Raw genomic sequence first — 25,703 nt, 5'->3', positions numbered from 1 at the left:
TCACCGGTCCCGGGTGCCGGCCGTCCGCCGAACGAGGCGGGCGGCCGGCATCCGCACCAGCACCGCCAGGCTCAGGCCGAAGATCAGCACGCCCAGCGGGACGTGGACCGCGGGAACGTGGGCCACCCCCAGGACGACCTGGGCCGAGGCGAGCACCAGGAACCCGGTGGCGTACAGGATCGGGCGGGGTGAACCGCCGCCCGGCCGCCAGGCCAGGACGGCGGCGAGCAGGTACAGCATCGAGGCCCCGTACATCACCCGGGCGCCGACGCTGTGCAGGGTCTCGCCGTAGGAGGTGGAGAGCAGCAGGCCGGCCGTGGCCGCCTGGAAGAAGATCGCGGCGGTCTGGAGCGCGACGGAGCCCCGCAGGTAGGCGCGGGTGCGCTGTTCCACCACCCTCTTCGACGACGCTTCCACCGGCTGTCCTGCCGTGGTCTGCACGGCCATGGTGCGGCCCCCTCTTCTGCCTCGCGGCGGTTGGTCGGTAGTGTCCCGCTGATCCGACGACACAGGCCGGCGAAGTGTGAGGTCTGGTCGGTGACGGGCGAACAGGACCAGGGAGCGGCACCGGGCATGACCACCGAAGCGGAGCTGAGCGTGATCGTCGGCGAGCGGCGGCAGCTGATCAACCTCGCCTACCGGCTGCTCGGTTCGCTGGCCGAGGCCGAGGACGCGGTGCAGGAGACATACGCCCGCTGGTACGGGCTGTCGCGGCGGCAGCGGGAGGACGTGGTGTCGCCAGGAGCCTGGCTGACCACGGTGGCCACCCGGGTCTGTCTGGACCTGCTCGGCTCGGCCCGGGCCCGGCGGGAGCGCTACGTGGGCGAGTGGATCCCCGAACCGCTGCCCGACCGCGGCGAGTGGATCGGCGGGCCGGCCGGCGGCAGCGGCGGCCCGGCCGATCCCGCGGACTGGGTCACCCTGGACGAGTCGGTGGACATGGCCCTGCTGGTCGTCCTGGAGGCGATGACCCCGGCCGAGCGCGTCGCGTTCGTCCTGCACGACGTGTTCCGCTACCCGTTCCCCGAGGTCGCCGAGATCGTCGGCCGCACCCCGGCGGCCTGCCGGCAGCTGGCCGCCTCCGCCCGCCGCCGGGTCGGGGCCGCGCGGGCCCCGGCGGTGCCGAGGGGCGCGCAGGCCGGTCTGGTGCGGCAGTTCAAGGAGGCCTGGGAGGCCCGGGACATCGCGGCCCTGGTCGGCCTGCTCGCCCCCGGTGCCACGATGACGGCCGACGGCGGCGGCCTGGCCGGCGCGGCCCTGCGCCCGGTGGCGGGCGGCGAGCGGATCGCCCGGTACCTGGTCCACATGGCCGACAAGGCGCCCGGGCTGGCGCTCCTCGAACGGTCCGTCAACGGCCGCCCCGGCCTGGTCGCCCGGGCCGGCGGCGTCACCGCGACGGTGGCGGCGTTCGGCCTGGCGGACGGCCGGATAGCCCGTATCTGGGCGGTCCGCAACCCGGAGAAGCTGCGCCCGTGGACGACGGAGGACCCCCGCGGCGGCTGAGTCCCCGCCCTACGGCTCCTCCACCACCACCTCCACCCCCGGGCACGCGCGCGCCAGGTCCCGGAAGAACCGGTCCCCGTCGATCGCCGCCTCCGGCGGGTGCACCCCGGCCGGTCCCGCGGTCCCGTCCAGCAGTTGGGCCAGCCCCAGCCCCGCGGGGACGCCCGTCGCCTCCGCCATGTCGGCCAGCAGCCGGTCCGCTCCCCCCAGCCGGGCGAGGACCGTCGCCGGGCGGCCGTCGCGGGTGCCGGTGGCGGCGGCGAAGAACGGCGGGAGGGTGCCCGGGCCGCGGAAGCGGGCGGCGCGGGCGGCGGCGCGCAGGGTGCGGCGCAGGGCGGGGCGGTCGAGGTCGGCGGCGGCTGCCTCGTTGGTCAGCCGCCCGGCGTCCAGGTCCTCGCGCAGCACGTCCAGGTAGGCGGCCGTCCCGGCCCTGACCACCATCAGGTCGGCCGCGGCGCCGGCGGGCCGCAGGCCGCGGTGCAGGGTGACCGGTTCCGGGTGGCCGACGGTGTAGGCGGTGCCGCGGCGCCCGCCGGGCAGGTCGAGGGCGACCGGGCGCAGCGGGGGCCGCCGGACGAGCCGGCCGTCCTCGACCACCGCGACGGTGCCGCTGATCTGCTGCATCCAGTGCACGGCGGCGGCCGGGACCGCGCCGCCCGGGTCGGGCGGGGACGCCTCGGCCGGCGGGTCGGGCCGGGGGCCGACGTCGACCGGCCAGGCGGTGTACAGGTCCGTCAGGGTGTCGAGGCGGGCGGCGGCCCGGGCGGCGAGCAGGTTGCTGACGCCGGGGCTGGCGCCCATGCCGAGCACCGCCCGCACCCCGGCGGCGCGGGCCCGGTCGTCCAGTTCCAGCATGGCCAGGGTGGGTTCCCAGTCGTCGCAGATGTCCAGGTAGTGGGTGCGGGTGCGGATGGCGGCGCGCAGCACGTCGAGGCCGTAGCGGTAGTACGGGCCGACGGTGTTGAGCACGGCGTCGGCCCCGGTGAGGGCGGTGTGCAGCGCCGGGCCGTCCGTGACGTCGACCCGGGTGGCGCGTACGGGCACCGGTGCGTCGGCGGCGAGTGCGGCGGCGGTGCGGCGGGCGGCGTCGAGGTCCCGGTCGGCGACGACCAGTTCGTGGACGCCGGGCAGTGCGGCCGCGACCCGGGTGGCCGTGCGGCCCATCGCGCCGGCACCGCCGAGGGCGAGCAGCTTCATCGCGGGTCAGCCCTTCCGGTGGTCGAGCGAGGTCAGGAAGTCGCGCATGCCGTCGAGGTAGCCGGGGGCGAACAGCGAGCGCGGGGCGGCGACGGCGAGGAAGGTGCTGCGCAGTTCGGAGTCCTCGACGTCCTTGGGCACCATGGTGTGGGTGGCGTCCTGGAGGCGCAGCACCCGGAGCAGACCGGGGGTGGTGACGAGGCGTCGGTAGCCGGCCTCGGTGTCGTCGCTGTCGACGTTGAGGTCCCGGCCGCCGAGGACGAGCTGCACCGGCACCCGGAGGGCGGCGAGGTCCTCGGTGGCGTCGGAGAGGTGGTTGCGCTTGTTGAACGCCCACCGCTCGGGGCTGAGCCCCTCGGTGTCGCCGCCGGCGGCCCGGTGCTGCTCGAAGGTCGAAGCGGCCCGCAGGGCGGCCAGGTTGCGGTCACTGCGGGCGACGGCGGCGGCGGTCTCCTCGGGCGAGGCGTGCCGTTCCCGGAGTTCGGCGAGCAGGTTGTAGCGGCCCTGCCGGAGCCAGTTGACGGCGGGGCCCACGGCGATCACGAACTTCACGTCCGGCGACTGCCGGGCTGCCTTGGGCATCACCCAGCCGGCCTGACTGGCGCCCCAGAGGCCGATCCGGTCCGGGTCGATGCCGGGCTGGGTCTTCGCCCAGCGGATCGCGGCGAGGGTCTCGTCGGCGCGGTCCTGCATGCTCTGGTCGAGCCAGTCGCCGGGGGCGCCGGCCACGCCGGGCTTGTCCCAGGAGAGCGTCGCGTACCCGGCCTTCGCCATGGCCTCCCAGAGCGGCCGGTAGAAGGTGTCGTGGGTGGCGTCGACGGGTCCGTCGCCGTGGACGAAGACCACCAGTCCGTACGGTCCGTGGCCACCGGTCGGCCTGGCCAGCACGCCCTGGAGCGGCTGCCTGCCGCCGGTGACGGTGACGCGCTCCTCGTCGAGGTCGTACTCGTTCTGGTACACCACCCAGCCGCCCGCGCCGACCAGCAGCACGGCCACGGACAGCAGCGCTCCCCAGAGCCACCGGCGCCTGCCCGACATCCGCATATCGCTCACCCTCGATCGATCGTTTTGAAAACGACCGTAGCAGAAATGAACACACTAGGATGACCGTCATGCAGGAGATCCCGACCCGGGTACTGGTGGACGCGATGGTCCGCGCCGACGGCACGGTCGACTGCGGCGACCTCTACGCCGTGGCCGGCCGGCTTGGCATGAGCGACCAGCAGGTCCGGCTCACCATCAAGCGCCTGACCGCCGACGGCCGCTTCGTCCAGGAGGGCCGCGGCCGCCGGGCACTGCTGCGCGCCACCGCCGCGACCCGCCGTGAGATCGAGCCGGACGTCGGGTACCTCGCCCTGATGTACGCCCAGGACCGCGGCGACGCCCCTTGGGACGGCGTCTGGCACCTGGCCGGGTTCGCCGTCCCCGAACGCGACCGCACCGCCCGCGACGGGCTGCGCGAGGCCCTGCTGCGGCTCGGCGGCGCCCCGGTGCAGAACGGGCTCTACGTCTCGCCGCACCCCTGGGAGCCGGACGTCCGGGAGGCGGCCGGCGCCCTGGGCGTGCTCGGCAACCTCACCCTGCTCAGCACCCGCGACCTGAACACCGGCGACACCGCGGACCCCCGGGAACTCGCCCGCCGCTGGTGGCCGCTGGACCAGCTCGCCGAGGGCCACCGCCGCCTGGCCGCCTTCGCCGCCGACCAGCTCGACCGGCTCACCCCCGGCGGTCTGTCGGAGACCGAACTGCTCACCGTGGCCGTCGAGTTGGCCGCCGTCTTCACCGAGGCCTGCGAGCCCGACCCGCTGCTGCCCCCGGAGCTACTGCCGCGGCCCTGGCCCGGCGCCGAGGCCCGCGCGCTGGTCGCCCGCTGCTGGGCCCTGCTGCTCGCCGACCCGGCGCCGGGCGCGCCCCGGCTGTTCGACGCCTACGCGGAGGTGGTCGCCTCGGTCACCGGCTGACCGGTGCCGGCCCACCCGCCTCGGCGTCCTCGTCGGCGTCGGCGTCGGCCTCGGCCTCGGAGTCCGGCACCACCGGCTCCGGCAGCGTGCGGAACAGCGCCCAGCTCAGCACCGGCATCAGCACCAGCGGCAGCAGCGCCGTACGCAGCGAGGTGGCGTCCGCGAGAGCGCCGATCGCCGGGCTCGCCAGGCCGCCGATGCTCACCGTCAGCCCGAGGGTGATCCCGCTCGCCGTGCCGACCCGCGACGGCAGGTAGTCCTGCCCGAGGGTGACCTGCAGGGAGAACGGCACGTACAGCCCCGCCGAGGCCAGCGCCACGAACAGGTACAGCACCGGGCCGGGCACCAGCAGCACCCCTGCCACCGCGACCGCCGCCACCAGGTAGGACCGGCGGGCCACCGCGACCCGCCCCCAGCGGTCCGCCAGCGCGCCGCCCAGCACCGAGCCCACCGCGCCGCCCGCGTACAGCACCACCAGCGCCGCGGTGCCCGCCGCCGGACCGCCGCCGAGGCGCTGGGCGGTGAACAGCGAGAGGAAGGTGCTCAGCCCGACGAAGGCGACCGAGCGGCAGACCACCGCCAGCGACAGCCTCAGGAAGGCGGCCCGGTCGTCGGCGACCGGCGCCGGTGCCCGCACCGCCCCGGCCGCCCGGCGCCGCTCCAGCTCCCGCAGCACCGGCAGGCAGAGCGCGGCGCCCGCGAGCGCGGGCACGGCCAGCAGCGGGGTCAGCCGCAGTCCGCCCGTCCCGACCACGGCGGCGACCAGCAGCGGGGCCGCCGCGAAGCCCAGATTGCCGCCCAGCGAGAACCAGGCCATCCCCCGGTGGACACCGGGGCCGCCCTGCCCGGCCCCCGCCCGCTGCGCCGCCAGCCGGGCCACCCGGGCCGACTCCGGGTGGTAGGCCGCCACCCCCACCCCCGACAGCGCCACGAACGCCAGCGTCAGCCCGTACGAGCCGCTCACCCCGCTGAGCGCGATGCCCGCGCCGCCCAGCAGGGTGCTCACCGGCAGCAGCCAGGGCAGCGGCCGGCGGTCGGTGAGCGCCCCGAACAGCGGCTGCGCCACCGAGGAGAGCAGCGAGGCGGCCAGCACCACCCCGGACACGGCGGCGTAGCCGTAGTGCCGTTCGGCCACGAGGAAGGGCACCAGGGCCGCCACCGCGCCCTGGTAGACGTCCACACAGGAGTGCCCGACGGAGAGCAGCAGGATCGACCCGCGGTCGGAGGTTCGCTTCGGCATGCCGCCCATGCTCGGGGCCGTCACCCCTGTCGGGCTTCCGATAATCTGCCAGGCGATGCCGAACATCCGCCACGACCCCGTCGCCCCGACCGGGGCCCGGCTGCTGCCCTCCGGCGGCCTGATCGACGCCCACCGGCACGACGACCACCAGATCGCCTACGCCGCCCGCGGGGTGCTGGGCATCACCACCGACGCCGGATCGTGGGTCGCCCCCGGCAACCGCGCCCTGTGGATCCCGGCCGGTACCGTCCACGCCCACCAGGCCCACGGCGAACTCGAACTCCACCTGGTCGGCCTGCCCGCCGCCGACAACCCGCTCGGCCTCGACCGCCCGACCGTCCTCGCCGTCGAACCGCTGCTGCGCGAACTGATCGTCGCCTACACCCGTACCCCCGGACAGGACGGCCCCGAACGCTCCCGGCTGCGCGCCGTCCTGCTCGACCGGCTGCGCGCCTCCCCGCAGAGCCCGCTCCACCTGCCCACCCCCGCCACGCCCCTGCTGCGGGCGCTGTGCGCGCTGCTGGAGGCCGACCCGGCCGACGGCCGCACCCTCGCCGAACTCGGCCGCGCCGTCGGCGCCAGCGATCGCACCCTCTCCCGGCTGTTCCGCGCCGACCTCGGCCTGACCTTCCCCCAGTGGCGCACCCAACTGCGCCTGCACCACGCCCTGGTGCTGCTCGCCGAGGGCCTGCCGGTCACCGCCGTGGCCCACCGCTGCGGCTGGGCCTCGGCCAGCGCCTTCATCGACGTGTTCCGCCGCGCCTTCGGCCACACCCCGGGCGCGCGGGCGTCCCGCTGAACGGCGTCGGCCGCACCTTCGAGCGTGCGGCATGGGAGGCTTGGGGCCATGTGCGGCCGCTTCGTCTCCACCACCACGCCCCAGGACCTCGTCTCACTGCTCGGAGAACTCCGGTGGGACCCGGCCGAGACCTTCGCGCCGAGCTGGAACGTCGCACCGACCGACCCCGTCCCGGCCGTCCTGGAACGCGTCGACCGGGACACCGGTGAGATCCTGCGCCAACTCCGGCCGCTGCGCTGGGGCCTGGTCCCGTCCTGGTCCAAGGACCCGTCCGGCGGCGCCCGCATGATCAACGCCCGCTCGGAGACCGTCGACACCAAACCCGCCTTCCGCAAGGCCTTCACCGCCCGCCGCTGCGTGATCCCCGCCGACGGCTACTTCGAGTGGCGCGAGGTCCCGGCCGGCGCCGACCGCAAGAAGTACAAGCAGCCGTACTTCCTCAGCACCGGCGGCGTGATGCTGATGGCCGGCCTCTACGAGTTCTGGCGCGACCGCACCCTGCCCGAGGACGACCCGCTCGCCTGGCTCGCCACCGCCACCGTCATCACCACCGACGCCACCGACTCCGCCGGCCGCGTCCACGACCGGATGCCCCTCACCATCGCCCTCGACGACCTCGCCACCTGGCTCTCACCCGCCCACACCGACCCGGCCGAACTCCACCACCTGCTGCGCCGCCCCGCCGACGGCGACCTGCGCGTCCGCGCGGTTCCCACCACCGTCAACAGCGTCCGCAACAACGGCCCCCAGCTCCTCGCCGACGCCCCCGACCCGCTGGGGCTCGCGGACTGAGGCCGGGCCGCCTCAGGTGCGCTCGAAGCCGTGGGTGCGCCCGATGGCCTCGAAGCCCCGGCGGCCGTACCAGCGGCGCGGCCAGTCGTCGGACTCGGCGATCAGGAAGCGGGTGCCGCAGCCCGCGTCCGCCGCCCGGCGCAGCGCGGCGGCCAGGACGGCGTCGGCGTGGCCGCGCCGCCGGTGCGCCTCGGCGGTCATCAGGTCCTCGACCTGGGCGATCCCGAGGGCGGGTTCGAGGTACAGGTCCGTCCAGGCGGCCACCTCGCCGTCCGCGGCCCGGGCGCCGAGCAGCTGGACGCGTTCGGCCCCGCGCCGACCGGCCGCCCGCCGGTCGACCAGCATCCGGACCACCTCCTCGTCCGCCTCCGGGAGCGCCGCGCGCCAACTCGCCGCGAGCGGCGCCCTGATCGCCTCCAGACCGACCTCCTCGACGCCGCGCCCGTCGCCGGGGACGGGGGCGGGGGCCGGGCCGGTGTGCAGCATCACCAGGTAGCTGCTGTGCCGGTAACCGGCCCGCCGGAAGGGCTCGGCGCACGCCTCCCCGAAGTCCCCGTCCAGCACGGTCACCAGACGGAACGGCCGCTCACCCATCACCCCGTCCACCAGACCGGGCAGCTCGGCCGGCGCACCGTCGGCACGGTCGAGCAGCACCTGGTTGTGCGACCACGAGTCCGCGAAGGTGTCGTCGAACACCGCGACCCCGCCCGGGAGTTCGACCGTACGCTCGGCTCGCCGACGTGCGGAGCCGGCCAGGAAGGAGCGGATCCGCCGCAGTTCGTCATCCGTCATGGCGGCACTCCAAAGACCGTCGCCGAAGCCGCCCGCGCCGTACGGCGGTCGTGCGGTGAGCGGGACGGGCCCGGCGCGTCGGGTGGATGCGCCGGGCCCGTCATGGTGCGGTGGCGCCGGCCTCGGAAGGCCGGGCCGGGAGGCTCGGCTCAGTGCCGGGCCCGGGTGGCGATCGTCAGACGATCGGCGCGATCGAGTCCTGCGGCTGCGCGCAGGAGGACGAGGCCTGGCAGGAACAGGAGCCCCACGAAGCGCCGTTCTCCGGCAGGGCGACGGTGTCGCGCAGCGCGGTGACGGTCAGGTCGCTGAGGTCGAGGTCCTGAAGGTCGAGGGCCTCGGTGCGGGACGCGGTGGTGTCTGACATGGCGTTCTCCCTTGAGTCGGCAGGCGTGCCGGCCGGAACGGAACGGTGTGCCTGCGAAGCGAGTACTGCGGGATGTGCCGGGCCCCCCGTGGGTGCGCCGCCGGCGGGTCTCGGACCCGGGCTCGCGCCGCCCGAGGAGACTCTAGCCCGCGGGCGGCGGGCGGGATACGGGTTCGGGAATCTTGGCCGGGATCCCGTTCCCCGGCGGCTCGGGACCGGTCCGGCTCGACCGCCGGTCCACCGGCCGCCGCGGGCTTCCGGCCCGCGGTCCCCGCTCCGCGCCCGACCGTTCCGACGCCGGCGTCACCCGCGCTCCGGGCCCTCCAGCTCCTCGTAGGCGAACTCGTCGGCGGGGCTCGCCGGCGAGGACCAGCCGTTCGAGAGCACGGTGATGTCGACGGTCTTCGGCTTGCCGACGCCCTTGGTCGGGGCGGGCGCGGTGGCCGCGATCGTGTCCGGCGGGGTCACCTGCCCGACCGCCTGGTTGTCGCCGAAGAAGACCTTGGCGTCGGATCCGAAGTTGACGCCGGTGACGGTGACGGGGGTGCCGGTCCGGCCGTGGTCCTGGCTGATGGCGGTGACCCGCACCGGGGCGGCGCCCTCGTAGGCGAACTGCGCGGTGGCGACGGCGGGCGAGGTGCCGAGGAAGGTGGTGACCCGGACGGGCACCACGCCGGCCCCGGCGGGCGGGTACGTGGTGATCGTGGTGCCGTCGGTGCTGACCGCGATCCGCGGGCAGGCGACCGTGCCGAAGTCCAGGGCCACGCCCTGGCCCGCGTTGAAGCCCGTGCCGGTGACGGTGACCTGGTTGCCGGTGCCGCCGGTGTCGGGGCCGATGCCGGTGACCACCGGCCCGGAGGGCACGTCGGGGGCGCCGAGCAGGCCCAGGTAGGTGTCGTTGGCGTGCTGGTAGGCGACCTGGCCCATGAAGTCCTGCAGGGACCCCTTGACCAGGGCCGGATCGGGCACGTAGTGCTGGTTCAGCGGGACGGCGGGGCCCGGCTGGGCGTAGACGTTGGGCCCGGGCAGTCCGGCGAGCGCCGAGATGACGGCGCGGACGTCCTCGTTCGCCTTCGGGCCCTTGTCGGGGTACCACTTCTTGGCCTCGTCGAGGCTGGTCCAGGCCAGCGGCACGATGTCCCAGCAGTTGACGTACCGCTGGTTGACGACCCAGGACAGCTCCTCGGTGAGGTGGTTCGCGAAGGCCGCGTTTCCGGCGCTGGGGGCGGCGAAGGTGTAGAGGCCGAACTGCGGGTTCCCCGGCCAGGACTGCGCCTGGAGGTAGGCGCCGACCATGGTGGCGAGGCAGCCGCCGAGGCTGTGCCCGATCACGTAGACGGTGGGGTTGGCGGGTGCCTTGGCGAGGACGCCGGCGAGCGCCTGCGCGAGGGTGACGCCGACCGAGTTCATGGTGAGGACCTGGCTGAAGGCCGTCATCGCGCCCTTGGAGACCGAGGCCGGGTCGCTCGACGAGCCCGCGAAGCCGAACGGGACCACCGTGCCGACGTCCAGGTCCTCCAGGAGGTCGGTCACCGTGCCGACGGTGCCGCGCAGGACCACGGCGAACTGGTTGGAGCCGTCGCGGTTCTGCGCCAGGTAGGCCATGTTGGCGTTGGCCGGGCTCATCGCGATCCAGTTGAGGATCCAGGTGCCCCGGGTGGCGAGGGAGGAGTCGGGCAGCAGCTGGTTGAGGCCCAGGAAGGCCCGGTTGCACTGCTGCGACACCTGCTCCCCCGACGGCCGGGTGGTGGCGGCGGTCGCGGCGATCGCCGCGAGGGTCATCGCCGCCTGGGGCGTCATCGGTTCGGACTGCACCGTCGTCATGCGGCTGCTCCTCGGGTCCGCCCGGGCCTCGACGGCACGGGTCGTACCCATCCTGTTGCCGCACGGCGGGCCCGGCGGGGCGTCACCTCCGGCGCCTCACGCGTTCGGCCGACGGCGCGGTACGGCGCCGGGCGGCCGCGGGCGCGGGCGCAGGCCGGGCGCGATCCTGGGCCGGGCAGGGCCACCGCCCGACCCGTACGGCTGCTCACGTCATCGGCAGCTGCCCCGGGACCGGACCGCCGCGCCGGGCGAGGCGGCGCAGGAAGGTGGTGACGCCGGGGGTGCCGACCGCCCAGGCGCGGGCCTCCGCGTCCGGCCGGCGGCCGGGCAGCAGCGGCCGGCCGGGCGGGCCGCCGGCCCGGGTGAGGATCAGGCCCGCCAGGTCCTCGGCGGCCGCCCAGTGCCGGGCCTCGCCGGTGGCCACGGCGAGGTCGACGAAGAGGTCCCCGACGCCCGCGAGGCCGCAGCAGCGGAAGACCTGCGCGGTCCTCGGCCCGATCGTCCGGCAGGTGTCGGCCGCCTCGGCGGCCAGGGCGAGCAGGTCGTCGTCGCCGTACCGCCGGCCGGCCTGGACCAGCAGGGTGCCGAGCCCGGCCAGGCCCCGGCACCAGGCCAGGTAGCGGCGGGTCGCCCCGGGCGCGCGGGCGGCGGCCATGATGCCCGGGAAGTCGGCGGCGAGGCCGTCCACGATGCGCCGGGCGCTGTGCCGGGACGCCTCGTCGGGCATCGCGAGCAGGAAGTGGGCGACGCCCGCGCGGCCGTGCGCGAAGCCCTCGGCGAGGGCCGCGGTGCCGGGGTTGGGCTCCTCCCCGAGGTCGTCCAGCGGCCGGCCGGCCAGCTCGGCGGCGCAGTCGGCGGCGGCCGCGCGGTGCGCTTCGGCCGCCGGGCCGTCGGCCGCCGCCCCGGTGCCCGCCGAGCCGAGGGCGGCGAGCAGCAGGTGCCCGGTGCCGATCCCGGCGGTGCCGGCGATTTGGTCCACGCCCGTTCCCTGGTACCGGCGGGGCTCCGGGGGCTCGGTCCCGAGCAGGGCGGCCGCCTCGGCGAGGAACAGGTCGACGCCCGTACGGCCCTGGTACAGCGAGCCGTCCAGGTGGTCGAGGGCGGGGTGGGCGGCCGTCCAGCGGGCCAGCTCGGCGGCGGCGGCCCGGGCGTCCGGGCGGTCCGGGTGCTGGAGCAGTTCGAGCCCGAGGCCGGCCGCGCCGTCGTACAGCGAGAGCAGGGTCCGGGGCCGCTCCGCGCCGGAGTCGGCGGTGACCAGCTCGCGGGCCATCCGGACGCAGGTGGTGACGGTGTGGTCGAGCGCCTCGGCGGGCCGGGCCGTGGCCCGTCCGGCGGGGGCGCTCCGTCGGGCGGGTGCGGTGCCCTCCCGCAGCTGGGCGGCCGCGGCGGCGCGGCGCGCCGGGTCGAAGCTCAGCAGGCCCCGGACCAGCTCCGCCGCCGGGTGCCCGGGCTCCGGGAGGGCGGCGCGCAGGCAGGCCAGGGTGCGGTCGCGGTTGACCGCCGGGTCCGGGTCGATCACCACCGGGTCGAGGCCGGTGAGGGCGTGGTGCAGGGTGGTGCCCAGCGCGTAGTGGTCCTCGGTGGGGTCCTGCCCGGTGGCGCCCGGCAGGCCGTACCCGGCGGTGGCGCCCGGCGGGCGGTCGCCGGCCAGGGCGCTCACGCCGAAGTCGACCAGCGCGGGCCGGCCGTCCCGGTCGAGCACCACGTTGGCGGGCTTGAGGTCGCAGACCACCACGCCGCGCGCGTGCACCGCGTCCAGCACCCGCAGCAGCCGGCGCGCCAGCGTCCACCAGTCCCGCCCGTCCTCGGCGGCGCCGGCAGCGGCGTCGTACGGTCCGCGGGTGAGCAGCTCGCGGCGCAGGTCGGTCACTCCGCGGGCGGCGCTGACCAGGTACTCGTCGGTGCCGTGCCGGAAGTAGTCGACCAGCGCGGGCACGCCGGGCACCCCGGCCAGCGCGTCGAGCACCCGCCGCTCGTGCCGCAGCCGGCCGCGCGCGTCGGTCCCCGCGCCGTCCTCGGCGACGAAGGCCCGGGCCTGTTTGACCACCACCTCGCGGCCGGTGGCGAGTTCGACGGCGCGGTAGACGTGGCCGCTGGGCGCGCGGGTGATGCCGGCGGTGATCCGGTAGCGGCCGGCGCCGACCCGGGTGGTCGCCGGACGGGCGGGGGTGCCGGGCGCCTCGAACGGGTCGTCCGCCCACGGCGGCCGGCGGTAGCGGGGCTCGGCCAGGCCGGGGAACAGCGAACCGTCCGGGCCGGTCATGCCGGCCTGCGCCTCGTCGTCGGTGACGCGGAACGGCCCGTAGCGGTAGTGCACCGGGGCGTCCGGCCGCACCCGGCGGTCGCTGACCACCGCGGGGCCTTCCCGGCCGGCCAGCGCCTGCGCCAACTCCAGCCCCAGGGAACGGACTTCCTCGGGCCGGGGGTAGACCGTGACGGCCTTGCCGACGGCAGCGGCGCCGTGCCGGCCGCTGTTGAGCTCCCACAGCGCCTCGGTGCTCATCGCGAACTTCACGTCGCAGACCCGGCGGAGGAGGATCGGGAGCACCGTGTCCAGCAGGGCCGTGAACCCGTCCGGGCGGGCGGACAGGTGGAGCTTCCAGCCGTGGGCGAGCTCGGGCATCCGGGGGTCCCGGAGGTACCACCACTGGCCGTCGGTGCGCGGCGGGCGGTGCGGCCCGGGCGCCCGGGCGGCGAGTTCCTCGACCCGGCGCCGGAGTTCCTCGTGTCCCGGGGCCGCGGCGGAGCCGGGGTCGGGCGGTGTGCGCATGGTTTCCGTCCTTCCCCGGCCCCACCGTGGTCACTGTTCGTCCGGATCCGGGTGGATCAGAAGTCGACCTCACAGGGGAAGCGGGTCGGGACGTAGGTCACCCACGGGTCGGCGAGGCAGGCGACCGGGGTGAGGTCGGCGTCGAACGCGTCCTCGAAGACGATGGCGTCCTCGTCGATCTCCAGCGGGCCGGCGTCGCGGACGGCGGTCATCAAGGCACTCATGGGGGTCCTCCCAATGATTGGTGTTGATGGGTCCTTTCGCTGAGCGGGCTCATGCTAGCCACGCCGTCCGGCCCGGGACAGAGAGCTGACAGACCCGCCGGATCGCCTACGACAAAGGGTGGTTCCGTTTGTGGACGCCGGCTCCGCCCGCCCTCACCGGGGCGGCACACACCGGATCGCCACATCCGGGCCGGTCAGCCGGGCCGGTCAGCCGGGCCGGAGGTGGCAAGGCGGGTCAGCCGCGCAGGCGGCGGGCCGTCCGACCAGGTCAGCCGCGCAGGCGGCGGGCCCGGAGGTACTCACGGGCCAGCAGGCGCAGCGCGGCGGGCTTGGCCGGGCTCGCCGAGCGGCGCAACAGTGCGCCGAGGTCGGCGCGGGCGGCGGCGCTGGTGAGCTCCTCCACGCCGACGATGCAGCGGACCATCGGCCGGTGGGCGGGCGGCACCCGGTCGACGACGGCCCGGCCCTCGGCGAGGGTGCGGTCGGCCCGGTCGAGCAGGGCGGTGAGCAGCGCCCGGACGGCGGGCAGGTCGCGGCCCTGCTCCAGGTCGGCGCGGGTGACGCCGTGCTCCTCCAGCGTCCGCTCGGGGACGGTCAGCCGGCCGTCGGCGAGGTCCTCGGCGAGGTCGTTGACGAAGTCCAGCCGCTGGCTGCCGTCGATGAAGGTGCGGCAGGCGGCGCGGTAGTCGCGCTGGTCGCCGTCCGGGCCGATCAGGCCGGCGACCACCATGAAGCCGGGCAGCGAGTACCCGTCGACGTAGGCCTGGTAGTCCTCCTCGGTGGCGAAGCCGGTGAAGTCCAGGTCGGCGGCGGTCGCGGCGAGGAAGTCCAGCACCCGGTCCCGCAGGACGGGGTGGGCGTCGACGCTGTTCAGCAGGGGGCGCAGCTCGGGGTCGTCGGTACGGCCGGCGGCGAGGCCGTCGGTGACCCGCCGCTGCCAGCGGGCGGACGCCGCCCGGCGTGCGGCGAGCGGGCCGCTGTCGAGCAGGGTGTCGGTGCGGTGCATGAAGGCGGCGGCGGCGATCACGTGCGGGACCATCCGGGCGGGCAGCAGCAACTCGGCGGCGAGCGCGGCCTCCCGCCGGTACCGGGCCATCTGCTGCCGCTGCCGGGCGTAGTCGGCCCGCAGCCCGGCCTCCCGTACGCCGGCCGCGTCCAGTGCCCGCTCCCACCTGCCCACTCGGTCCATCCCGTCGCTCGTTCGCCGGGGACCGAGCGTAGCCGGTGGGAGCGGCCGGACCTATTCGGGCCCCGGGCCCGGAAGCAGGCCCCGGACAGGGGCCCGGACAGGGGCCCCGGCCGCAGGTCAGCTCTGGCGGATCGCGGAGAAGCCGCAGGCCGGGGTGCAGAGAGTGACGATGCCGCTGTAGCGGTAGGTCGTACGGCCCCGGGTGACGCTGTGGGTGGTGTGCTTCTCCCGCAGGTTGAGCTCCCGGCAGCGCGGGCAGGCGGCGCCGACCGGCTGGCCCCAGGGGCGGTTCGGGTTGAGCTTGGCGATGGAGACGACCATCAGGACGGCGGCCAGGCCGGCGCCGCCGAAGCCGACGATCCGCCACACCCCGTTGCCGGACTCGCGCCGGTCGATCATCTCGTCGTAGGAGTAGGTGCCCCCGCCCCCGCGGCTCGACCAGATCCGGCACTCGCTGTGCCGGGTCATCGTCTTGCCGTCGCAGGTCGGCGGGGTGTTCGGGTCCGACTTGCCGACCACCAGCGCCAGGAAGAAGCCGAGGGCGATCAGCAGGCCGAAGAAGACCACGGCGACGGTCCGGCTGCGGCCGGTGTGCAGCCGCTTGCGCTCGTTGTACGCCGTATCGATCACAGCCTGGGCCATGTTGCCCCCGTCGACCGCCACTGCTCTTCTCCTGTTGCCGTCCGGATCGCCCTCCCGGCCGTTGCCCCGCGCCGGGTGGTCCCCCTCCGCGAGGGGGCGAGAAGAACCCACCATGATCGACGGGGGCCCGTACGGGACTTGGGGAGAGCTTGACCCTACGGTGACCTGCCGTGACCTCGGCGAACCCCTGTCGTGACCTCGGAGACCTGCTGTGACTCAGCGGCCCGCCGTGACCGACGCCAGGTAGGCGGCCGCCCCGGCCGGGTCGAGGAACCAGTCGTCCAGGTCCGCCGGGTCGTCGAAGCCGTTGGCGAAGCGGTCGGCCACGGCCGGTACCCGGCCGCCCGCGCCGAACAGGTCGAGGACGTGCGGGGGCGGCGGGGCGAGCATCGCGTTGGTCCAGGTGGTGACGGGGCCCGCCGTCCGCCAGAAGCGGTCGAAGGCGGTCTGCTGGAAGTCGCGGTCGAAGGGCTTGTCGCCGTGGGCGAGGATCGCCTCCAGGTAGTCGGCGGCGCACTTGGCGGCGTTGTTCGAACCCTGGCCGGTGATCGGGTCGTTGAGGACGACGACGTCCGCGACGCCCAGCACCGCGGCGCCGCCGGGCAGTTCGCCGACCGGGTGGCGGACCACCGGGGTGAAGCGCCCGGCCAACGTGGCGCCGGCGTCGGTGAGTTCGACGCCGGAGCGGGTCCGGTCGTACTCCCAGGGGATGAACGTCTTCATCAACTCCAGTGTCACCCGCAGATGTTCGGCCGGATCGCGGATCCCGTCGAAGGCATCCGCCGGGCCGCCCGGCTGGGCCTCCCAGAGCAGGATGTCGCAGGGCCCGGTCCCGGTCAGCGCCGGCACCGCGAAGAACTCCCCAACGCCCGGCACCACGTCGCAGCGCACCGCCGGGAAGTCGTGCTCGGGGCGCGGCCCGAGCCCGTGCACGTAGCTGGCGGCGAGCGCGCGCTGCGGCCGCTCGTACGGGGAGCGCACGAGGTCGCGCTCGAACAGCGAGGCCAGCGGGCCCTTGCCGGAGGCGACCAGCACCAGGTCGTAGGAGCCGGCCAGGTTCTGGAGGTCGGCGGGCGTCACCTGGCGCAGCTCGACCCGGCCGCCGCGCTCGGCGAACAGCTCCAGCCAGGCGGACATCTTCAGCCGCTGGTCGACGGACTGCGCGTAGGCGTCCAGCCGCCCGACCCAGTCGATCAGCCGCTCCCCCTGCGGCCCGGCGACCGACAGCCCGACGCCCTCGATCCGCGGCGCCCGGTCGGCCCACAGGTCCAGCCCGAGGGCGCGCTCGGTGCGCAGCGCGGAGTCGAACATGCACTGGCTGGACGTCACCCGCCCGTCGCGCACCTCCTCCGGGCCGCGGTCGGTCAGCACCGTCACGTCGTAGCCGTGGGCCTGGAGCCCCAGGGCCAGTTGGAGCCCCGCCTGCCCGGCTCCGACGATCAGAACTCTGCGCATCGCCCCTGCTCTCCTGGTGGTACGACCCGGACGGCGGCCGGCACGGCCCCGCCGCCACTGGTCTGGCTTACCAGTCATCGCCCCGCCCGTCCACGGACCGGACCGCTGCCCAGCACACCCGGCGCTCCTCCCCGGCCGCGAGCCGCCTCTCGCCCAACACCCTACGACGGTACGGGACATGGCGGTCTTCGCGGGTCCGGGCGGCCGACCCGCCTACGGGCGGGAGTCGGGCCCGGCGGAACGGCCGGAGCCTCACCCCGAGACCAGCTGCCGCCCGCTGATCTCCTCCGGGCGGATCCGCACCCAGCGCGGCCGCCTCCCGCCCGCCCAGGGCGCCGCGCCGGGCAGGCCGGCCAGGCGCTCCAGCTCGACCGGGTCGTCCACGTAGTGCGCCGGACCGATGGCGAGCACGCTCCAGCCGCGCCCGAGGAACTCGTCGATGCGGTCGACCTGGAAGGAGACCGCGGCCCCCTCCTCCGGGGCGGCCGCGTCGTGCTCGCCGGTGAGGTAGGCGAAGGAGCCCTCGTCCACCACGTAGTTGACCGGCAGCACCACCGGCCCGGGCTCCACCGGCAGGGCGATCCGGCCGATCCCGTGACCGCCGACCAGCTGCCAGCAGTCCTGCTCGGTGAGGGCGAGCAGCCGGGGGCGCGGACCGGGGGAGCCCTGCCCGGGCGGGGCGTCGGCGCGGCCGGACAGCAGCTCGCCGCGGGTGCTGTCGAGGGCGGCGGCGATCCGGACGAAGCCCGCCGGATCGAACGCGGGCCCGGCGTCCAGCAGGCACCGCAGGTAGCGGGGGGCCATCGCGGCCCGGTTGGCCAGTGCCTCCTCGCTGAGGCCCAACTGCTCGCGCCGTTCGGTGATCCGGCGGGCCACGACGGCGGGGTCGGGGGTGTCGTGCACGGTGGTGACTCCTCGCTTGCCGGAGGCCGTCGGGCCGCGTCCGGGCGTTGACCAGGCCGGTCCATCCAAGCGCCCGGCCTGCGGCAAGTCGAGCAACAGCACGGCCCGTGCGTGTCGGTGCGGCCGCCCTTGCCCCGGGCCCCCGTCCCCGCCCCATCCCCACCCCCTCCCCTCCTCTCCCGTCCCCCTCCCCGATCCGGTGCGCCGGAAGGCTCAGCTCCGCAGGCCCGACCGCCGTCGCCGCGTGACGATCGGCTGGAAGCCCCCGTGCGCCGGACGCCGGGAGAAGGGCCCGCCATGAACCTGAACCGACGACGCTTCCTCACCGCCCTCGGCGCCGCCGCCACGGCGGTGGCCGCCGGCGGCACCCCCGCCCGGGCACTCGTGGCCTTCCCGCCCCGCGACCGCGGCTGGGCGGCCGCACCGCCCGACTGGAAGGCGCTGCGGAACCGCCTGGGCACCCGGCTGGTGCTCCCCGCCGACCCCGGGTACGGGACCGCCCGGCTCGGCTACAACACGCTGAACGACGGCCGGCTCCCCGCCGCCGTGGCGCAGTGCGTGTCCGCCGACGACGTCCGGGCCTGCCTGGACGTGGCCCGCGGGCACGGGATCCCGATCGCGGCCCGCGGCGGCGGCCACGGCTACCTCGGGTACGGCATCCCCGCCCGCGGCCTGGTGATCGACCTGCGCCGGATGGCCGACGTCCGGGTGCAGCCCGACGGCACCGCGGAGATCGGCGCCGGCGCCCGCCTGATCGAGGTGTACGCGGCGCTCGCCGACGCGGGCCGGCTGCTCCCGGGCGGCAGCTGCCCGACCGTGGGGGTCAGCGGCCTGACCCTGGGCGGCGGCCTCGGCGTGCTGACCCGCAGGTACGGGCTCACCTGCGACCGGCTGACCGCTGCCGACGTGGTCACCGCCGACTCGCGCCTGCTCACCGCCTCGCCCACCACGGAGCCCGACCTGTACTGGGCGCTGCGCGGCGGCGGCGGAGGCAACTTCGGCATCGTCACCCGGTTCGCCTTCGCCACCGCCCCCGCTCCCGGCCTGACCGTCTTCGTGCTCGCCTTCCCGGCCGGCTCGGTGACCCAGGTGCTGGGGGCCTGGCAGCAGTGGGTCGCCGCGGCCCCGTACGAGCTCTGGGCCAGCTGCCAGATCTCCGGCGGCACGCCGCCCGGCTGCCGGATCGTGGGCTGCTACGTGGGCGACCCGAGCGGCGCGAACCCCCTGCTCGACCGCCTGGTGACGGCGGCCGGCACCACCCCGGCCTCGCGCACCGTCTCCCCCAGGGACTACCTCGGCGCCATGAAGTTCATGGCGGGCTGCTCGAACGACACCATCGCCCAGTGCCACCCCACCTGGGAGGGCGGCATCCTGCCCCGGGCCGGCTTCGTCGCGGTCTCCCGGGTACTGGGACCGGCACCGCTCGACCCGGCGGGGGTCACGGCGCTGATGGCCGGCCGCACCGGCGTCGACCTGCTGCTCGACTCCCTGGGCGGCGCCGTCGGCGAACTCGCCCCCGACGCCACCGCCTTCCCCCACCGCGACTCGCTCGCCACCGCCCAGGTCTACGCCGGCGCCACGTCGATCAGCGAGGACCGGGTCCGGACCACCGTGAACAGGATCCGCGACGGGCTGGCCGCTCTCGGCGCGCACGGCGCGTACGTCAACTACATCGACGGCACGCTGCCCGACTGGGGCCGCGCCTACTACGGCGGGAACCTGCCCCGGCTGAAGGACGTGGCCCGCCGCTACGACCCGGACGGGGTCTTCGCCTTCCCCCAGTCCGTGGCGGCCGCGTAGCGTCACCGGCATCGACGGGCCGATCCGGCCCGGGTCTCCTGACCGCCCCCGGGGCGGCCGACTTCCCGGATAGGGTGGGCCGTCATGACACGTGTGTGGAAGCTGCCGCTGCTGTTCGCGCTCTGCGGCGCGGCCGTCGCGGCCGGAACGGCCGTCGGCGGACGTCCCGGCCTGGCCGTGCTCCACCTGCTGCTGTTCGCGGCGCTCGCGGGCCTGCACTCGCCGCTGCCGTTCCCGGAACCGATCGGCGCGGCGGAGGCCCGGCGCCGCAGCGCGGCCGACGGCCGACCGGTGGTCTACTGGCGCCCCGGCTGCAAGTACTGCCTGCGACTGCGCCTCCGGCTGGGCCGGTCGGCCCGACAGCTGCACTGGGTCGACATCTGGCGCGACCCGGAGGCGGCGGCCGCGGTCCGGGCGGCCAACGACGGCAACGAGACCGTCCCGACCGTCGTTGTCGACGGCCGGCCGCACACCAACCCCGACCCCGCCTGGGTGCGCGCCCTGGTTCCCGCCGCGGCTTGACCGAAGGGCGGCGGTCAGCACCGATCGCTCCGCCGGCCCCGAGCCATAGGCCGGCTCTATGACGTCATAGATCACCACCGCCTACTTCCCTGGTCATTCGTAGGGTTTGCTACAAAGGTTCAGACCACCTTTGCGCCGCGCCCGACCGGAGGACCACTCGTCATGCCCCGCCCGATCCGAGTCGCGATCGTCGGAGCCGGCCCCGCCGGCATCTACGCCGCGGACGCCCTGCTGAAGTCCGACGCCGCCCAGGCCCCCGGTGTCTCGATCGACCTGTTCGAGCGGATGCCCGCCCCGTTCGGCCTGATCCGCTACGGGGTCGCGCCCGACCACCCGCGCATCAAGGGCATCGTCACGGCCCTGCACCAGGTGCTGGACAAGCCCCAGGTCCGGCTGTTCGGCAACGTCGACTACCCGAACGACCTCGCGCTGGACGACCTGCACCGCTTCTACGACGCCGTGGTCTTCTCCACCGGAGCGATGGCCGACCGCGCCCTGGACATACCCGGGATCCACCTCGACGGCTCCTACGGCGCCGCCGACTTCGTCTCCTGGTACGACGGCCACCCGGACGTGCCCCGGACCTGGCCGCTGGAGGCCGAGAAGGTCGCCGTCCTCGGCGTCGGCAACGTCGCCCTGGACGTCGCCCGGATCCTCGCCAAGACCGCCGACGAGCTGCTGCCCACCGAGATCCCGCCGAACGTCCACGAGGGCCTGCGGCGCAACCGGGCCGTCGAGGTGCACGTCTTCGGCCGCCGCGGCCCCGCCCAGGCCAAGTTCAGCCCGATGGAGCTGCGCGAGCTGGACCACTCCCCCACCATCGAGGTGATCGTCGCCCCCGAGGACATCGAGTACGACGAGGGCTCGATCGCCGAGCGCCGCGCGGTCAAGCACGTCGACCTGGTCGCCTCGACGCTGGAGAACTGGGCGATCCGGGACATCGGCGACCGTCCGCACCGGGTGTACCTGCACTTCTTCGAGTCCCCGGTGGAGGTGCTCGGCGAGGACGGCCGGGTGGTCGGCCTGCGCACCGAGCGCACCGAGCTCGACGGCACCGGCAACGTGCGCGGCACCGGGCGGTTCACCGACTGGGACGTGCAGTCGGTCTACCGCGCGGTCGGCTACTACTCCGACGAGCTGCCCAAGCTGCCCTTCGACCCGGCCTCGGGCACCGTCCCGCACCAGGCCGGGCGGGTCCTGGACGGCGACGGCTCGCACCGCACCGCCACGTACGTCACCGGCTGGATCAAGCGCGGCCCGGTCGGCCTGATCGGCCACACCAAGGGCGACGCCAACGAGACCGTCGCCTGCCTGCTGGACGACCACGCCGCCGACCGCCTGCCCGGCGCCGCCGAGCCGGACCCGGCGGCCGTCGAGGAGCACCTGCGCGCCCAGGGCGTCCGCTTCACCACCTGGGCGGGCTGGCAGCTGCTGGACGCCCACGAGCGCGCGCTCGGCGAGGCCGAGCAGCGCGAGCGGGTGAAGGTCGTCGAGCGCGAGGACATGCTCCGCCACAGCGGGGCCTGAGCCCCGCGGGGGCCGCCGAAATCCCGTGGGAATTCCACCCGGAGCACTCCCACGGGATTTCGGCGGATGACCACACCGGCTGATGAACACCCATCCGGCGACCGCACTGTCGGATGGATGGCGGCGCCGCCCGGTGACCGCGCCCGTCAGGCGCGGACGATCGGCAGGAGCAACTCGTCCACGATCTCCGCCGGGTCGAGCTGGACCGCGTCCCCGCCGCACATCTTGATCCGGTAGAGCATCAGCGCCGGCACCAGGTCGGTCACCAGCGGCGTGACCGCCCCGGGGCGGACCTCGCCGCGCGTGGTGCCGCGGTCCAGCACCTCGGCGATCAGCGCCGTCGTCGGCCGGACCACCCGTTCCAGCACGATCTCCACGAAGGCGTGCGCCCGCTGGTGGTCGAGTTCGCTCATGATCGCCCGCACCGCGGCGCCGAGCTCGCTGAACATCGCGGCGCGCAGCCTGGTGACCACCTCCAGCAGGTCCCCGCGCAGGCTGCCGGTGTCGGGGGCCGGGCCGGACGGCGGCAGGCTGGCCCGCAGCGCGTCCTTGACCAGCTCCTCCTTGGACGGCCAGCGGCGGTAGAGCGCGGCCTTGCCGGTCTGCGCGGCGGCGGCCACTCCCTCCATGGTCAGCCGGGCGTAGCCGTCGGTGGTGAGCTGCTGGAGGACCGCCTCGTAGATGGCGCTCTCCAGCGCCTCGCCGCGCCGGCGCAGCGGGGTGCCCGTCACCGTTCCGTGCCCGGCATCCATCTCAGCGGTCATGGTTGCGCACCTTCTTCAGTCGCCTTTCCTCGGTCCCGTCGCTCCACGCGCGCGCCGCGGATCTCCGGGAAATGCCGGGCCGGTCGCGCGAATGGTGGGGCATTTCCTCTATCACGATTCCCTAAAGCCCCGACACAGCCGGGGGCTACTGTCGATGTTAGTGAACGAACCCGTTCCCGCCGTCTTCCAGGTTGCGCCGTGCGGTGCCCTCCACCCGTACGTGACCGCCCCTCCTGTGCGTGACCACCCCACCCGTGCGTGACGACCGATCCGTACGACGGGACCGGGACGGGACCGTGGCCCCATGCGGTTGGGGCACTACTGGCGGTGGCATGGAGGAGCAGGTCGAAGCGGACCGCCTGCGGAACCCCGTGGAGGACCCCATGACCGACAGAACGGCCGGCGCGGCGCTGGTGGCGGCCGGTGCCGCCGCGGTATTCGCCGCCGTGAGCGTCGCCGCCGCCCGGGCGTGCCGGTGCCCGGTCCCGGGCGCCGAGGGCGCCTCGGGAGCGGGACGGCGCCGCCCCGTCACCACCGACACCGGTACGGCTCTCGGCACCCGCAGCGACCGCCGCTGCACACCGCCGAACCACTGCTGAACCCGCCGCCCCTCGTTCCCTACGAATCCCGTCCCCCGCCCCCGGCCGCCACCCGTCGCGAGCCGGGGGCCTCTTCGCTGCACCGCGCGCCCGAGCCGGTCGCCGCTCGCCCGCTCGGGCGCTCGCCCGTTCACCCGCTTGAGCGCTCGGGTGCTCGGGCGCTCGGGCACTGCGGTCGGAGGCGCCGGGTCAGCCGCTCGCGGGCCGGCGCGGGAGCACCGCGTGCACCCGGGTACCGTGCCGCAGGGCGTCCACGGTGCAACGGCCGCCGATCTCCGCCGCCCGCTCGGACATCGACCGGAGCCCCACCCCCGGGATCTCCGGAGGGCCGTGACCGGGCCCCCGCCCGTCGTCCTCGACGTCGAGTTCCAGGTGCCCGTCGTCGACCTGGACGGACACCGTGGCACTTCCCGCCCGGGCGTGGCGCAGCACGTTGTTGAGCGCCTCCGCGGTGATCCGGTACACCGCGACCTCGACGGCGGCCGGCAGGGCCGGCAGCGGATCGGGCTCCAGCCGGCTGGCGACGGCGAGATCCGGGCCGCTGAAGGTCTCGGCCAGCCGGCTCAGCGCCAGTGACAGACCGTAGTCACCCAGCGCGGTGGGCCCGAGCCGGTCGGTGATCCGCCGGACCTCCCGGACCGCCGTGGCGAGGTCGTCCGCGACCCGGTCCAGCACCACCGCGTAGCACGCCGGGTCGTCAACCGCCGCGGCGCCCTGGAGGCGCAGCCGCAGCCCGGCCAGCATCGGGCCGAGGCCGTCGTGGATGTCCCGGCGCAGCTGGCGGCGCTCCTCCTCGCGAGCGGCGACGATCTGTTCGCGGCTGGCTCGAAGGTCCTCCGTCAGCTGGAGCGAGGCGACGGCGGGCGCGGCCTGGTCGGCGAGCGAGCGCAGGACGTCTCGGTCGCTGTCGTCCAGCACCCGCTGCCCCTCGCGGGGGGCGACGGTGAGCCGTCCGATCTGTTCCCCGCGGTGCACCAGGGGGAAGCCCTCCCCGCTGCCGGAGCGTTCGCCCACGGCGGCCAGCGACCGCTCACCGCTGCGCGTGGTGACGGTCAACTCCACACCGGGCAGCAGTAGTTCGTCGCTCACGGTGCGGCACAGCACGGCCGGCACCTCCTGCGGGTCGACGGTCTGGCTGACCCGGCCGGCGAGGCTGCGCAGCACCTGGTACGGCTGCGCGCGCGAGCCGTAGTACCAGCGGTCGACCAGTCCGGAGGTCCAGTGCACGCCCCGGGGCAGACCGACCGCCAGCAGGAAGATCGCGGCGACCACCAGCAGTCCTCCGAGGCCCTGGCCCGGCATCAGCATGGTGGAGAGCAGTCGGGCCACCGCCAGGAACACCAGGGCCAGTCCGGCGGCCACCAGCAGGCCGACCAGCACCCGTCGGGCCGCCCGGTCCAGCCGCCAGGAGCCGTCCCGGACCACCACGGCGGCCAGGGTGACCGTCCAGAGCGCCGAGGTGACGGCGAAGGCGACGAGCGAGGCCGTGCTGTGTCCGAAGTAGTCGCCGAAGTCGGCCGCCCCCCACAGCAGGTACACGCCGAGGGCGATCAGCACGTTCTGCCGGCGCCGCCGGGACACCCCGCGGATCCGGGCGAGCGGAACCAGCACCACCAGGACGGTCAGCGCGACGAACACGGCGAGCTGGGCATCGAGCATCCGGCCGTTGAAGCCGTCCAGCCACTTCGCGACGGCACTGCCGGCGAACGGATTGGGCCGGCCGAAGACGGTGGGCTCGGAGAGCACGTAGAGCGACGGAGGCAGCCTCCACACGGCCACGGCTCCGACCGCGAACCACCAGCGCCTGCTCGGCAGTCTCCCGTACGGCAGCCACAACGGCAGCGCGTGCCACAGGGTGCCGTCGACGAGGTAGCCCACCCCCACCAGGATCACCACCGCCCCGACCACGTGCGAGTCGGCCGCCTGCCCCCAGAGCGGGGTCTGGGCGGCGAGCGGGACGATCACCGCCGTCCCGTACGCGAGGAGCACCCAGCCGAGCTGGTTGCCGGGCCGGTGGGCGTGCAGCAGCACCCCGCCGGCGACGGCGGCGAGGCCGTAGCCGAGTTCCGGCAGCAGGCGCACGGGCGTCGCCGTCCCGGGTGCTCCGAGGTGGGTCAGCACGTACCCGACCCACAGGCCGCCGGCCACCAGGCAGACCAGCGCGCACAGCCCGGCCGCGGCCAGTTGCCGCTCCGCCGGGCCGGACCGCGGCCGCCACCGGGCTCTTCGCGTGATCTCCGCAGCCATGTCCGCCCTTTCGCCGCCGGGCTCCCGCCGATCTCTGCAGTCTGCGCCACCCGTTGTCCCGGGCGCATGAGGCAACGGCCCCGCCGGCCGCCGGGGCGGCCGAACGCCCCCGGCGCGGTCTGCTCCGAGAGGCGGCCGACACGGCGCCCGTCGATACTGGGGCGGCCCGGATTCTTACGGAGGAACCATGGAATACGGTCTCGGCGTACGGCTCGACCAGCCGTTCGCGCAGGCGGTGGAGGCGGTCACCGCCGCGCTCAAGGAGCAGGGGTTCGGCGTCCTGACCACCATCGACGTCCGGGCCACCCTGCGGGAGAAGATCGGTGCGGAGATCGAGGACTACCTGATCCTCGGGGCCTGCAACCCCGCCCTCGCCCACCGCGCGCTCCAGGCCGACCCCCGCATCGGGTTGCTGCTGCCGTGCAACGTGGTGGTGCGGACGGACGGCGGCGCCACGGTGGTGGAGGCCGTCGACCCGCAGACGATGGTCACCCTGGCGGGGCCCGGGGGCGGGCTCGGCGGCGTCGCGGACGAGGCGGCGCAGCGGCTGACCGCCGCCCTGGACACCCTGCGCGGATGAGGAGCAGAC

The 25,703-nt window shown here is 75.5% G+C and carries 24 protein-coding genes; 9 read left to right on the top strand and 15 right to left on the bottom strand.

The features are described 5' to 3' along the window. Window positions 1–447: a hypothetical protein gene (locus ACFY0X_RS18715; protein WP_387755910.1), complete on the bottom strand. Its 447-nt coding sequence runs from the start codon at window positions 445–447 to the stop codon at window positions 1–3. A 126-nt stretch (window positions 448–573) separates the two neighbouring features. Here ACFY0X_RS18715 and sigJ point away from each other — a divergent pair, with 126 nt between their 5' ends. Beyond that, the gene (gene sigJ, locus ACFY0X_RS18710; RefSeq protein WP_387755908.1) at window positions 574–1,503 is read left to right on the top strand and encodes an RNA polymerase sigma factor SigJ; all 930 of its coding nucleotides are present in this window, start codon (window positions 574–576) and stop codon (window positions 1,501–1,503) included. 9 nt (window positions 1,504–1,512) lie between these two features. Here the strand turns inward: sigJ and ACFY0X_RS18705 are convergent, their stop codons facing one another. Next, on the bottom strand, window positions 1,513–2,700 hold the full coding sequence (locus ACFY0X_RS18705) for a saccharopine dehydrogenase family protein (protein ID WP_387755906.1): 1,188 nt from the start codon (window positions 2,698–2,700) through the stop codon (window positions 1,513–1,515). 6 nt (window positions 2,701–2,706) lie between these two features. Further along, window positions 2,707–3,738: an alpha/beta hydrolase family protein gene (locus tag ACFY0X_RS18700; RefSeq protein WP_387755904.1), complete on the bottom strand. Its 1,032-nt coding sequence runs from the start codon at window positions 3,736–3,738 to the stop codon at window positions 2,707–2,709. 74 nt (window positions 3,739–3,812) lie between these two features. On the opposite strand from ACFY0X_RS18700, the gene ACFY0X_RS18695 reads away from it, so the two are divergent. After that, entirely contained in the window at window positions 3,813–4,661 is an 849-nt protein-coding gene (locus ACFY0X_RS18695) for a PaaX family transcriptional regulator C-terminal domain-containing protein (protein WP_387755902.1), read from the top strand. On the opposite strand, the gene ACFY0X_RS18690 is transcribed toward ACFY0X_RS18695, so the two are convergent. Beyond that, window positions 4,651–5,901 carry an MFS transporter gene (locus ACFY0X_RS18690; RefSeq protein ID WP_387755900.1) on the bottom strand — a complete coding sequence of 417 codons (1,251 nt, stop codon included), beginning with the start codon at window positions 5,899–5,901 and terminating at the stop codon, window positions 4,651–4,653. The genes ACFY0X_RS18695 and ACFY0X_RS18690 overlap by 11 nt on opposite strands. Window positions 5,902–5,956: 55 nt before the next feature. Here ACFY0X_RS18690 and ACFY0X_RS18685 point away from each other — a divergent pair, with 55 nt between their 5' ends. Next, entirely contained in the window at window positions 5,957–6,700 is a 744-nt protein-coding gene (locus ACFY0X_RS18685) for an AraC family transcriptional regulator (protein ID WP_387755898.1), read from the top strand. A 48-nt stretch (window positions 6,701–6,748) separates the two neighbouring features. Continuing rightward, entirely contained in the window at window positions 6,749–7,492 is a 744-nt protein-coding gene (locus tag ACFY0X_RS18680) for an SOS response-associated peptidase (protein ID WP_387755896.1), read from the top strand. Window positions 7,493–7,504: 12 nt separating this feature from the next. On the opposite strand, the gene ACFY0X_RS18675 is transcribed toward ACFY0X_RS18680, so the two are convergent. The 9 genes from ACFY0X_RS18675 to ACFY0X_RS18635 all read right to left on the bottom strand — a co-directional run bounded on the left by ACFY0X_RS18675 (window position 7,505) and on the right by ACFY0X_RS18635 (window position 17,655). Further along, on the bottom strand, window positions 7,505–8,284 hold the full coding sequence (locus ACFY0X_RS18675) for a GNAT family N-acetyltransferase (protein WP_387755894.1): 780 nt from the start codon (window positions 8,282–8,284) through the stop codon (window positions 7,505–7,507). Between the two features lie 175 nt (window positions 8,285–8,459). After that, a complete protein-coding gene (locus tag ACFY0X_RS18670; RefSeq protein ID WP_387755892.1) occupies window positions 8,460–8,648 on the bottom strand; it encodes a thiazolylpeptide-type bacteriocin in 189 nt (62 codons plus the stop codon). A gap of 303 nt (window positions 8,649–8,951) precedes the next feature. Beyond that, window positions 8,952–10,472, bottom strand: coding sequence for an IPT/TIG domain-containing protein (locus ACFY0X_RS18665; protein ID WP_387755890.1), 1,521 nt, complete (start codon window positions 10,470–10,472; stop codon window positions 8,952–8,954). A 205-nt stretch (window positions 10,473–10,677) separates the two neighbouring features. Next, entirely contained in the window at window positions 10,678–13,242 is a 2,565-nt protein-coding gene (lanL, locus tag ACFY0X_RS18660; protein ID WP_387755887.1) for a class IV lanthionine synthetase LanL, read from the bottom strand. A gap of 56 nt (window positions 13,243–13,298) precedes the next feature. Then, window positions 13,299–13,466 carry an SflA family class IV lanthipeptide gene (locus ACFY0X_RS18655; RefSeq protein ID WP_387755885.1) on the bottom strand — a complete coding sequence of 56 codons (168 nt, stop codon included), beginning with the start codon at window positions 13,464–13,466 and terminating at the stop codon, window positions 13,299–13,301. A gap of 268 nt (window positions 13,467–13,734) precedes the next feature. Then, the gene (locus ACFY0X_RS18650) at window positions 13,735–14,655 is read right to left on the bottom strand and encodes a phytoene/squalene synthase family protein (protein ID WP_387755883.1); all 921 of its coding nucleotides are present in this window, start codon (window positions 14,653–14,655) and stop codon (window positions 13,735–13,737) included. A 117-nt stretch (window positions 14,656–14,772) separates the two neighbouring features. Beyond that, on the bottom strand, window positions 14,773–15,318 hold the full coding sequence (locus ACFY0X_RS18645) for a hypothetical protein (RefSeq protein WP_387755881.1): 546 nt from the start codon (window positions 15,316–15,318) through the stop codon (window positions 14,773–14,775). Between the two features lie 195 nt (window positions 15,319–15,513). Then, window positions 15,514–16,752: a styrene monooxygenase/indole monooxygenase family protein gene (locus tag ACFY0X_RS18640; protein ID WP_387755879.1), complete on the bottom strand. Its 1,239-nt coding sequence runs from the start codon at window positions 16,750–16,752 to the stop codon at window positions 15,514–15,516. Window positions 16,753–17,004: 252 nt separating this feature from the next. Then, a complete protein-coding gene (locus ACFY0X_RS18635; protein ID WP_387755877.1) occupies window positions 17,005–17,655 on the bottom strand; it encodes a pyridoxamine 5'-phosphate oxidase family protein in 651 nt (216 codons plus the stop codon). Between the two features lie 297 nt (window positions 17,656–17,952). Here ACFY0X_RS18635 and ACFY0X_RS18630 point away from each other — a divergent pair, with 297 nt between their 5' ends. The 3 genes from ACFY0X_RS18630 to ACFY0X_RS18620 all read left to right on the top strand — a co-directional run bounded on the left by ACFY0X_RS18630 (window position 17,953) and on the right by ACFY0X_RS18620 (window position 21,504). Further along, entirely contained in the window at window positions 17,953–19,455 is a 1,503-nt protein-coding gene (locus tag ACFY0X_RS18630) for an FAD-binding oxidoreductase (protein ID WP_387755875.1), read from the top strand. Window positions 19,456–19,539: 84 nt separating this feature from the next. Next, window positions 19,540–19,977: a glutaredoxin domain-containing protein gene (locus ACFY0X_RS18625; protein ID WP_387755873.1), complete on the top strand. Its 438-nt coding sequence runs from the start codon at window positions 19,540–19,542 to the stop codon at window positions 19,975–19,977. 162 nt (window positions 19,978–20,139) lie between these two features. Then, window positions 20,140–21,504: an FAD-dependent oxidoreductase gene (locus tag ACFY0X_RS18620; RefSeq protein ID WP_387755871.1), complete on the top strand. Its 1,365-nt coding sequence runs from the start codon at window positions 20,140–20,142 to the stop codon at window positions 21,502–21,504. Between the two features lie 146 nt (window positions 21,505–21,650). Here ACFY0X_RS18620 and ACFY0X_RS18615 read toward each other — a convergent pair whose 3' ends face one another. After that, window positions 21,651–22,268, bottom strand: coding sequence for a TetR-like C-terminal domain-containing protein (locus tag ACFY0X_RS18615; protein WP_387755869.1), 618 nt, complete (start codon window positions 22,266–22,268; stop codon window positions 21,651–21,653). Window positions 22,269–22,651: 383 nt separating this feature from the next. Between ACFY0X_RS18615 and ACFY0X_RS18610 the strand changes: the two genes are divergently transcribed. Beyond that, window positions 22,652–22,867, top strand: coding sequence for a hypothetical protein (locus tag ACFY0X_RS18610; RefSeq protein ID WP_387755867.1), 216 nt, complete (start codon window positions 22,652–22,654; stop codon window positions 22,865–22,867). Between the two features lie 189 nt (window positions 22,868–23,056). Here ACFY0X_RS18610 and ACFY0X_RS18605 read toward each other — a convergent pair whose 3' ends face one another. Then, complete coding sequence (locus ACFY0X_RS18605; RefSeq protein WP_387755865.1) at window positions 23,057–25,114, bottom strand: histidine kinase; 2,058 nt, start codon at window positions 25,112–25,114, stop codon at window positions 23,057–23,059. Between the two features lie 187 nt (window positions 25,115–25,301). Between ACFY0X_RS18605 and ACFY0X_RS18600 the strand changes: the two genes are divergently transcribed. Next, the gene (locus ACFY0X_RS18600) at window positions 25,302–25,694 is read left to right on the top strand and encodes a DUF302 domain-containing protein (protein ID WP_387755863.1); all 393 of its coding nucleotides are present in this window, start codon (window positions 25,302–25,304) and stop codon (window positions 25,692–25,694) included. Window positions 25,695–25,703: the final 9 nt, after the last annotated feature.

Origin of the sequence: Kitasatospora sp. NPDC001547 (assembly GCF_042894165.1) — a bacterium.
GTDB lineage: Bacteria > Actinomycetota > Actinomycetes > Streptomycetales > Streptomycetaceae > Kitasatospora.
Note: the sequence above shows the minus strand (reverse complement) of the source record. Positions and strands in the feature narration are given on the sequence as shown.

Coding starts and splice junctions, on each gene's coding strand:
- ACFY0X_RS18715 (WP_387755910.1), bottom strand. CDS start 447: ATGGCCGTGCAGACCACGGCAGGACAGCCGGTGGAAGCGTCGTCGAAG.
- sigJ (WP_387755908.1), top strand. CDS start 574: ATGACCACCGAAGCGGAGCTGAGCGTGATCGTCGGCGAGCGGCGGCAG.
- ACFY0X_RS18705 (WP_387755906.1), bottom strand. CDS start 2,700: ATGAAGCTGCTCGCCCTCGGCGGTGCCGGCGCGATGGGCCGCACGGCC.
- ACFY0X_RS18700 (WP_387755904.1), bottom strand. CDS start 3,738: ATGTCGGGCAGGCGCCGGTGGCTCTGGGGAGCGCTGCTGTCCGTGGCC.
- ACFY0X_RS18695 (WP_387755902.1), top strand. CDS start 3,813: ATGCAGGAGATCCCGACCCGGGTACTGGTGGACGCGATGGTCCGCGCC.
- ACFY0X_RS18690 (WP_387755900.1), bottom strand. CDS start 5,901: ATGCCGAAGCGAACCTCCGACCGCGGGTCGATCCTGCTGCTCTCCGTC.
- ACFY0X_RS18685 (WP_387755898.1), top strand. CDS start 5,957: ATGCCGAACATCCGCCACGACCCCGTCGCCCCGACCGGGGCCCGGCTG.
- ACFY0X_RS18680 (WP_387755896.1), top strand. CDS start 6,749: ATGTGCGGCCGCTTCGTCTCCACCACCACGCCCCAGGACCTCGTCTCA.
- ACFY0X_RS18675 (WP_387755894.1), bottom strand. CDS start 8,284: ATGACGGATGACGAACTGCGGCGGATCCGCTCCTTCCTGGCCGGCTCC.
- ACFY0X_RS18670 (WP_387755892.1), bottom strand. CDS start 8,648: ATGTCAGACACCACCGCGTCCCGCACCGAGGCCCTCGACCTTCAGGAC.
- ACFY0X_RS18665 (WP_387755890.1), bottom strand. CDS start 10,472: ATGACGACGGTGCAGTCCGAACCGATGACGCCCCAGGCGGCGATGACC.
- lanL (WP_387755887.1), bottom strand. CDS start 13,242: ATGCGCACACCGCCCGACCCCGGCTCCGCCGCGGCCCCGGGACACGAG.
- ACFY0X_RS18655 (WP_387755885.1), bottom strand. CDS start 13,466: ATGAGTGCCTTGATGACCGCCGTCCGCGACGCCGGCCCGCTGGAGATC.
- ACFY0X_RS18650 (WP_387755883.1), bottom strand. CDS start 14,655: ATGGACCGAGTGGGCAGGTGGGAGCGGGCACTGGACGCGGCCGGCGTA.
- ACFY0X_RS18640 (WP_387755879.1), bottom strand. CDS start 16,752: ATGCGCAGAGTTCTGATCGTCGGAGCCGGGCAGGCGGGGCTCCAACTG.
- ACFY0X_RS18630 (WP_387755875.1), top strand. CDS start 17,953: ATGAACCTGAACCGACGACGCTTCCTCACCGCCCTCGGCGCCGCCGCC.
- ACFY0X_RS18625 (WP_387755873.1), top strand. CDS start 19,540: ATGACACGTGTGTGGAAGCTGCCGCTGCTGTTCGCGCTCTGCGGCGCG.
- ACFY0X_RS18620 (WP_387755871.1), top strand. CDS start 20,140: ATGCCCCGCCCGATCCGAGTCGCGATCGTCGGAGCCGGCCCCGCCGGC.
- ACFY0X_RS18615 (WP_387755869.1), bottom strand. CDS start 22,268: ATGACCGCTGAGATGGATGCCGGGCACGGAACGGTGACGGGCACCCCG.
- ACFY0X_RS18610 (WP_387755867.1), top strand. CDS start 22,652: ATGACCGACAGAACGGCCGGCGCGGCGCTGGTGGCGGCCGGTGCCGCC.
- ACFY0X_RS18605 (WP_387755865.1), bottom strand. CDS start 25,114: ATGGCTGCGGAGATCACGCGAAGAGCCCGGTGGCGGCCGCGGTCCGGC.
- ACFY0X_RS18600 (WP_387755863.1), top strand. CDS start 25,302: ATGGAATACGGTCTCGGCGTACGGCTCGACCAGCCGTTCGCGCAGGCG.